We start from the raw sequence: 2,385 nt of genomic DNA on the forward strand, positions 1-2,385 counted from the left end.
TAAAACAGCGTGCAAAAGTGAGCAGGTTTCCGGGGTGATCAGCGCCCAATATTGACCACCCCGGGTGTGTGTCACACTCCTCCTTTTTGGGGGAGTAACCTGGAATGCTTATAATGGAAACTATCGCCAAGATCCGCCGTCGTCACCTCGTCAATGGCGAAAGCATCAGTGCTATTGCCCGTTCTCTTAATCTTTCCCGCAATACCGTCAAAAAATATATGAATGCCGCCGATGAACCCCGCTACCTGCGGCAATACCAACATAAACCACAGTTGGGTCCTTTCCTCGCTATCCTGGATAAATGGTTAGAGCACGACCAACTCCTGCCTAAACCCCGGCGCCGGACTTCGCGCCGATTATTCGAAGGACTGCAAAATGAGGGCTATCACGGTGCTTACGACAGCATCCAGCGACATGTCAAAATCTGGAAGGTAAGCCGCGACCCCAGTAAGCTTACCCAGGCTTTTGTCCCGCTGTCCTTTGCACCCGGCGATGTCGGGCAGTTTGACTGGAGCTACGAATATGTGGTTCTCGGCGGTGTTTCTCACACCATTAAATTGGCCCATTTCCGCCTGGCCTATAGCCGTCAGATGTTTGTTATCGCTTATCCTCGTGAAACCCAGGAAATGGTGCTCGACGCCCATGTAAAAGCCTTTTCCTTTTTCGGCGGAGTTCCTCGCCAGATGATTTACGATAATCTCAAAACCGTCGTTCAAACCGTGTTTGCCGGTAAATCACGCCGTTTCAACGGTCGCTTTATGACGCTGGCGAACCATTATCTGTTCGAGCCCGTGGCCTGCACTCCGGCATCGGGTTGGGAAAAAGGTCAGGTTGAAAATCAGGTGGGCAATATTCGTGAGTGGCTTTTTACTCCAACGCCTCATTTTGATGACTTTTCCGGGCTTAATGCCTGGTTAGCCCAGCGCTGTGGCGAACTTTCATCACGCCGCCATCCACAGCGGGCAGAAACTATCGCCGCCGCGATGCGCGATGAACGACCGGCGTTAAACCCGGTATCTGTGCCGTTCAATAGCTATGTGGAACAGCCCCTGCGCGTCTCCAGCACCTGCTTAATCACGATAGATCGCAACCGCTACAGCGTGCCGGCCGCTTGGGCAGGTAAGGTTATTTCGGTAAGACTGAGCGCTGAATATGTTCGCGCCGTGGCTGACGGTCTGGAAATAGCCTGCCACGTTCGCGTGTTTGGTCGTGATCAGGTTTTCTGCGATCCCTGGCATTATTTGCCCATTCTGGAGACCAAACCGGGCGCCTTGCGCCACGGTACGCCGTTCGTTAACTGGACACTTCCCCTGTCGGTTGAAAACGTCCGCCAGGCTTTACTGACCGAGCCAAAGGGCGATCGGGCCTTTGCCGATATTCTGCTGGGTGCCCGCGATGCTGGATTGGAGGCGCTGGATATCGCCTGCCAGTTAGCGCTGGAATACGGTAAACCGAGTGCGGCGGTTATTCTCAACGAACTTCGGCGATTAGTCGAACCGCCTCGCGCCCCTTCGCTGGACGTGCCTGAAAACTTACGTTTATTCACTGAACCACTGGCTGACTGTACCCGCTACGACAGCCTGTTGGCGGTGAACCATGTCTGAAGATCATCTATCGCGACTGAAGGCGTTAAAACTCTATGGCATGGCTGAAGCCTGGAGTGAATTGCGAGCGGAGGGGGGACGTCAAGTGGTGTCCAACGAAGGTATGCTGCTGAAATTACTGGATGCGGAGCAGACGGATCGGCGTGCTCGTAGCCTGTGTTACCAGATGAAATCAGCGCGTTTTCCGCATCACCGTGATCTGACGAACTTCGAATGGCAGGAAAGTCCGTTGTCAGCGGAACATATCACGCAATTGGCGGCCGGAGGATATCTGGAGTCAGCACACAATCTGATTTTGGTGGGCGGTACAGGAACGGGTAAAACCCATCTGGCGACGGCACTAGGGGTTGCCGCGGTAGAACAGGGTAAGCGGGTGCGTTTTTACAACGCGATGGACCTGGTCAACCAACTGGAAAAAGAGAAACAGGCGGGAAAAGCAGGCAATCTGGCCCGACAGCTGATGGCGATAAATGCAGTGATCCTGGATGAACTGGGTTACCTCCCTTTCCCTGGTTCAGGCGGGGCGTTGTTGTTCCACCTGATAAGTCAGCTGTACGAAAAGAGCTCACTCATCATCACAACGAACCTGAGCTTTGGCGAATGGGTGAGCGTGTTCGGGGATGCGAAGATGACAACGGCGCTGTTGGACAGGGTAACGCATCACTGCGACATTCTGGAAACAGGGAATGACTCATACCGGTTTAAATCACGGAAAAAAAGGGCTTAAACCCTGCTCAATATTCGACGCTGTTTGCTGCTCACAATTCGACGCTGATTGACA

Annotated in this window: 2 protein-coding genes; both read left to right on the forward strand. The window is 53.4% G+C overall.

What is annotated here, in order from left to right:
• Positions 1 to 113 precede the first annotated feature (113 nt).
• On the forward strand, positions 114 to 1,604 hold the full coding sequence (istA, locus tag SJI19_RS24490) for an IS21 family transposase (RefSeq protein ID WP_323480842.1): 1,491 nt from the start codon (positions 114 to 116) through the stop codon (positions 1,602 to 1,604).
• Positions 1,597 to 2,331, forward strand: coding sequence for an IS21-like element helper ATPase IstB (gene istB / locus SJI19_RS24495; protein ID WP_323480843.1), 735 nt, complete (start codon positions 1,597 to 1,599; stop codon positions 2,329 to 2,331). The genes istA and istB overlap by 8 nt, the downstream gene beginning before the upstream one ends.
• Positions 2,332 to 2,385: the final 54 nt, after the last annotated feature.

The organism is Acerihabitans sp. TG2, assembly GCF_035013185.1.
Lineage (GTDB): Bacteria > Pseudomonadota > Gammaproteobacteria > Enterobacterales > Enterobacteriaceae > Acerihabitans.

Excerpts from the sequence above, each read along its gene's own strand:
- istB (WP_323480843.1), top strand. The coding sequence starts at position 1,597 with ATGTCTGAAGATCATCTATCGCGACTGAAGGCGTTAAAACTCTATGGC.
- istA (WP_323480842.1), top strand. The coding sequence starts at position 114 with ATGGAAACTATCGCCAAGATCCGCCGTCGTCACCTCGTCAATGGCGAA.